This is a genomic window from Microcoleus sp. A003_D6, assembly GCF_036702825.1.
Lineage (GTDB): Bacteria > Cyanobacteriota > Cyanobacteriia > Cyanobacteriales > Microcoleaceae > Microcoleus.
In genome coordinates this window covers 1-5,161 of record NZ_JAUBWA010000228.1, presented here as the reverse complement: position 1 = coordinate 5,161, position 5,161 = coordinate 1, and the positions used below count along the sequence as shown (strand labels likewise).

Sequence of the window (5,161 nt, the reverse complement as noted above, 5' to 3'; positions counted from 1 at the left end):
AATCTAAAATCTAAAATCTAAAATCTAAAATCTAAAATCTAAAATCTAAAATCTAAAATCTAAAATCTAAAATCGATCGATCGTATTTTCTAGTTTTTCGGCAATGCCTTCTACCCAGTTTTCATCTTGTTTTGTATAGCTGCGGGGCGCGTTAGCACCTAAGATTAAAACGCCTTGATTTCCCAGTGGCTGACAGATGACTCCTTGGGTATTTTCTGGCAAATAGTCGAATTCTATTTTGCCGGGATAAATATTGAGATTTACTAAATAAACTGGTTTGTTTTTGTCGAACACTCGCTGCAATATCGGCCCGGGTTTGACTTCGGGATTGATGCCTAAAATGCCGCGCCTCAATAAAACTTTTCCTCGATACACAATGACGATCGACCTTGTGGCGGTATTTGTCAGCAGCAAACGCGATGCCCAAGCTAATTCTAGCTTGACGGCATCCGGCAAATCCGGCGCAAATTCAAAGCCTTCTTCGCCGATAAGTTTTACGGAATCGGGCGATCGCGCTTGCACCTGCTGCCACAGCAAACCTGTTAAAATCAGCAAAGCGCTGATAATTACTCCCAAAGCGTCCGATCGAGCTTGAGAATCTGTGATTTGCTCTGTCAGCAAGCGGTTTACCATTAGCAGCGTACCTGCTAACCCTCCTGCAACTAAGGGCAATTGCCGCAAAACTTTATTTGGATCGGATTTTGTCATTAGTCATTAGTCATTGGTCATTAGTCATTAGTCATTGGTCATTAGTCATTGGTCATTAGTCATTAGTCATTGGTCATTAGTCATTGGTCATTAGTCATTAGTCATTGGTCATTGCTAGTTGGTAATTTGACTACTGACTACTGACTACTGACTACTGACTACTGACTACTGACTTTATCCTACTTCTCCTATTTCGACAATTCGCTGGAACAGATAGCCGGTGCCGCGGGCGGTGAGAATTAATTCAGGATTGCTCGGGTCGTCTTCCAACTTTGCCCTAAGCCGGGAGATGTGAACGTCCACGACGCGGGTGTCTACGTGGCGTTCTGGCGTGTATCCCCACACTTCCTGCAAAATTTCCGATCGCGAAAAAGGCTCTCCAGAACGGCTGACCAGCAGTTCTAACAGGCTGAATTCCATGCCCGTGAGCCGAATTCGTTCGTCGCCTTTGTAAACTTGGCGCTTGTTGGTGTCAATCCTAATATTCGTGACGTGGATGACTCCAGAGCTGGGAATGCCCGACGCGCCGTTTTTGTCAACCCGGCGCAGTACCGAACGGATGCGGGCTTCGAGTTCTTTGGGAGAGAAAGGTTTGACGACGTAATCGTCGGCGCCCAATTCTAAACCGGTGATGCGATCGGCTACGTCTCCCAAAGCGGTTAGCATGATGATAGGCACGTCTGACTCTTTGCGCAACTCCTGACAGACGCCGTAACCGTCGAGCTTTGGCATCATCACGTCCAAAACCACTAAGTCGGGTTCGGTGTTGCGAAATGTTTCGAGAGCTTCTTCGCCGTCAGCAGCGGTGACGACATCGTAGCCAATCATGGAAAGGCGAGTCTCCAGAATGCGGCGGATACTGGCTTCGTCATCGACTACCAGAATTTTTTCTTTATGGTTTTCCAATTTACCGAGCACTCCTTAAGTTACATTTCAGATAATGTTAATTTTTTGTACCCTATCATTAAGACACAGATTGAATCATGTGTTGCGGTCGGTCTGAAAGCGTGATAATTGCTTTAACTCAGACTTTTCTAAATGTTAGGGTGACTATTTATCATAGTAAACAATGCCTAAGCCTCGAATACAATATATTTGTCGGGAATGCGGGTATGATTCACCACAATATTTTGGCAGGTGTCCTAGCTGTCAGAAGTGGGATTCTTTTGACGAGCAGTTAGAGCAACCTACTGCTGGTGGATCGCGGGCTGGTTTAACTGGGGTGACAACTAAGACGGCGGGCGGTTCGCCCCCTGATAAGTCGAAGGGTCAACCGAGGGTATCTTTCAGATTATCGCAGATTTCCGACCAAACTCAGTCTCGCTGGCCTTCTGGTTATGGCGAGCTCGATCGAGTTTTGGGAGGCGGGATTGTTCCGGGCTCGCTGGTGTTGATTGGAGGGGAACCGGGAATCGGGAAATCGACGCTGCTGTTGCAGGTGGCGAATATGTTGGCCCGCAAGGATCGGATACTGTATGTCAGTGCGGAGGAGTCCGGCCAGCAGGTGAAGTTGCGATCGCAGCGTTTGGGCGTGGCTAATCCGGTTGATTTGTCAAGCAACGGCGGACATAAATCCGGCAGCAACGGGGAAGCTAAAGCGGATTCCGAGGACAATTCAGCGGAGAATTTCTACTTGCTTCCCGAGACGGATTTAGAAGTAGTTTTGCGGGAGTTGGAATCGCTCAAACCGAATGTGGCGGTGATTGACAGCATCCAAACTATTTATTTTGCTAGTTTAACATCGGCTCCGGGTTCGGTGGCTCAGGTGCGGGAATGTACGTCTGCTTTGATGCAGGTGGCGAAAAGGGAAAATATTACTTTATTTATTGTCGGTCACGTTACGAAAGATGGAGCTTTGGCGGGGCCGAGGGTTTTGGAACATTTGGTAGATACTGTACTGTATTTTGAGGGCGATCGCTTTGCTTCTCATCGACTTTTGCGATCGATGAAAAACCGTTTTGGGGCGACTCATGAAATCGGTGTTTTTGAAATGGTAGCCAACGGTTTGCGAGAAGTAGATAATCCGTCGGAGTTGTTTTTAGGCAATAAAGATGAATTTTCGCCCGGTACTTCTACGACGGTTGCTTGCGAAGGAACTCGACCGATTTTAGTAGAAATTCAGGCGTTAGTTAGTCCTGCGAGTTTTGGTTCGCCGCGCCGGACTACTACGGGTGTTGACAATGGTAGATTGCAGCAAATTTTAGCTGTTTTGGAGAAAAGGGTGGGGATTCCTTTATCTAAATTAGATGTGATTTTGGCGTCGGTGGGCGGGTTGAAGGTGGAGGAACCGGCGGCGGATTTGGCAGTTGCGATCGCGGTTGTGGCCAGTTTTCGCGATCGGGTAATCGATGCGCGCACAGTTTTGCTCGGAGAAGTTGGTTTGGGAGGACAGGTGCGGCCTGTTTCCCAATTAGAATTGCGGCTGAGGGAAGCGGCAAAATTGGGTTTTAAAAGGGCGATTATTCCTAAGAATCAAGCGGTGCCAGATTTGGGGATGCAGATTATTCCGGTGGCGAAAGTAATCGATGCAATTATTGCGGCGATTCCGGCTACTCCAGCTCAGTTGCAGCCTGGTGATTTAGAGTTTGAGCCGGTGGATTTGGAGGAAGAGGATTTATCGAATTGAGTTAGAATGGTGATGCTGTAAATTGACTTTAATGAGGTAAAAATCATGTATCAAGTAGACGTTCTTGAGGCTAAAGAAAAACTTCTGGAATTAATCGAAGCGGTGATGAGAGGTGAAGAAGTTGAAATTAGTAAAGATAATCAGCCTGTTGTAAAATTGGTAGGGATACCGCCAGTTAGTAAGAAGCGCTGGCCATCCAAAGCTGGGAGTGCGAAAGGAATGGTTTGGATGTCCGATGATTTTGATGAACCGCTAGAAGAATTCAAGGAGTACATGGAATGAGGTTGTTGTTGGACACTCATACTTTCATTTGGTATGTCACGGACAACCCTAGACTTAGCGCCAATGCCAAACTGCTAATTGAGGATGAAAATAACGAGAAGCTAGTCAGTATAGCTAGCATCTGGGAAATGGCTATTAAGCACAGCATAGGCAGGCTAAACTTTAGTCTGCCTTTTATGGAGTTTGTCAGACAGCAACTCAGTGTTAGCAATATCGGGCTACTGGAGATTAATCTCAACCACATTGAGGTTGTGGCTTCACTGCCTTTGCATCACCGCGATCCATTTGACAGGCTGATAATTGCCCAATCTATGGCAGAACAGATACCCGTTTTGAGCGTTGATGCTATTTTTGATGCTTATGCGATCGCGCGGCTGTGGTGAATTAAGTTAGTGCAAAAATAAAGAGGCAAAAAGGAGGTAATCGCAACGTGAGCGTTAGATTACATCCCCATGCTCAAGCACGATTGATTGAGGGAGGTGCAACTGAGGCAGAAGTAATTGCTACTGTTGAAAGTGGCACAACTTTTCCGGCTCAATTTGGCAGAACCGGATTTAGGCGCAACTTTTCCTTCAATGCTGAGTGGCAGGGAAAAGTTTATGCTATGAAGAAAGTGGAGGCGATCGCAGCCCCAGAAGGCGAAGACTGGATAATTATCACTGTAATTGTCAAATTATTTTGAGCAGGAGGTTCCCGTGAAACTGACTTACGATCCGAGATACAACGTAGCTTATATATACCTGCAAGAAAAAACCGCACAGGTAAAAACTATCCAGGTTAGCGAGCAAATGAATGTGGATATTGCCCCAGACGGTACTATTTATGGAATTGAATTACTTAATGCCAATCAACAATTAGGGGCAGATAGTCAAGGAAAACTGATTGTTGTCAACGAAGCTTTGGGAGAATCTTCCGAGATTAAACTGGCACTATAACTGCCTTCACAAATTTATGTAAAATACTGATTAAAACCTACCATGAAAGCATACGACTTTCCCGCAAAAGTCACAGATGAAGGGAAAATAGAATTTCCCGATACTCTCTTAAAATACTTGGCAGTTAACCAAGAAGTCCGAGTTATTGTTCTGGTGAAAGAACCAACTGACACAGAAGATGAAGAAGAGGAAAACGCTGCTTGGCATCGTCTTGCCACCGAACAATTCTTTGGTGATTGCAGCGAAGAAGACGCAATTTACGATGAGATTTGAGCTATGACTAATTATCAGTTTGGAGAATTAGTTCTAGTTGCATTCTTGTTTGCGGGTGCAGCCGAAACTAAACGCCGTCCTGGTTTGGTACTGTTGGACACATGAGATGAAGACATGATTATTGCGAAGATAACCAGTCAATCGATTTTAGATTTTAGATTTTAGATTTTAGAGGCGACCCCACGGATAAATGCGGGGGATTGAGGATTTTCGATTTTCGATTTTGGATTGATTCCACGGATAAATGCGGGGGCTTGTACCCCACATTCCGCAGATATTCAGACAAATTTAATAATTTTAAATTTGGAGGCATGAAACCCTGAAATAAATACCTAGC

General features: G+C 45.4%; 8 protein-coding genes. 6 read left to right on the top strand and 2 right to left on the bottom strand.

Going from position 1 to position 5,161, the window contains the following annotated elements:
• Positions 1 to 66 precede the first annotated feature (66 nt).
• Positions 67 to 708 (bottom strand): cofactor assembly of complex C subunit B, encoded by a 642-nt coding sequence (locus QUB70_RS31545; RefSeq protein WP_332985714.1) that lies wholly within the window; start codon positions 706 to 708, stop codon positions 67 to 69.
• Positions 709 to 882: 174 nt separating this feature from the next.
• Positions 883 to 1,614, bottom strand: a complete 732-nt coding sequence (gene rpaB / locus QUB70_RS31540; protein WP_071587789.1) for a response regulator transcription factor RpaB — start codon at positions 1,612 to 1,614, stop codon at positions 883 to 885.
• 163 nt (positions 1,615 to 1,777) lie between these two features.
• On the opposite strand from rpaB, the gene radA reads away from it, so the two are divergent.
• Genes radA through QUB70_RS31510 form a run of 6 tightly spaced genes read left to right on the top strand, consistent with a single transcriptional unit; the run spans position 1,778 to position 4,824 of the window.
• Positions 1,778 to 3,334: a DNA repair protein RadA gene (radA, locus tag QUB70_RS31535; protein ID WP_332985713.1), complete on the top strand. Its 1,557-nt coding sequence runs from the start codon at positions 1,778 to 1,780 to the stop codon at positions 3,332 to 3,334.
• A gap of 45 nt (positions 3,335 to 3,379) precedes the next feature.
• Positions 3,380 to 3,616, top strand: coding sequence for a type II toxin-antitoxin system Phd/YefM family antitoxin (locus QUB70_RS31530; RefSeq protein WP_332985712.1), 237 nt, complete (start codon positions 3,380 to 3,382; stop codon positions 3,614 to 3,616).
• Positions 3,613 to 3,999, top strand: a complete 387-nt coding sequence (locus tag QUB70_RS31525; RefSeq protein WP_332985711.1) for a type II toxin-antitoxin system VapC family toxin — start codon at positions 3,613 to 3,615, stop codon at positions 3,997 to 3,999. Before QUB70_RS31530 ends, QUB70_RS31525 begins: the two co-directional genes overlap by 4 nt.
• A 47-nt stretch (positions 4,000 to 4,046) precedes the next feature.
• On the top strand, positions 4,047 to 4,298 hold the full coding sequence (locus QUB70_RS31520) for a hypothetical protein (RefSeq protein WP_332985710.1): 252 nt from the start codon (positions 4,047 to 4,049) through the stop codon (positions 4,296 to 4,298).
• Between the two features lie 13 nt (positions 4,299 to 4,311).
• Complete coding sequence (locus QUB70_RS31515; RefSeq protein ID WP_332985709.1) at positions 4,312 to 4,551, top strand: DUF2283 domain-containing protein; 240 nt, start codon at positions 4,312 to 4,314, stop codon at positions 4,549 to 4,551.
• Positions 4,552 to 4,593: 42 nt separating this feature from the next.
• Complete coding sequence (locus QUB70_RS31510) at positions 4,594 to 4,824, top strand: hypothetical protein (protein ID WP_332985707.1); 231 nt, start codon at positions 4,594 to 4,596, stop codon at positions 4,822 to 4,824.
• Positions 4,825 to 5,161: the final 337 nt, after the last annotated feature.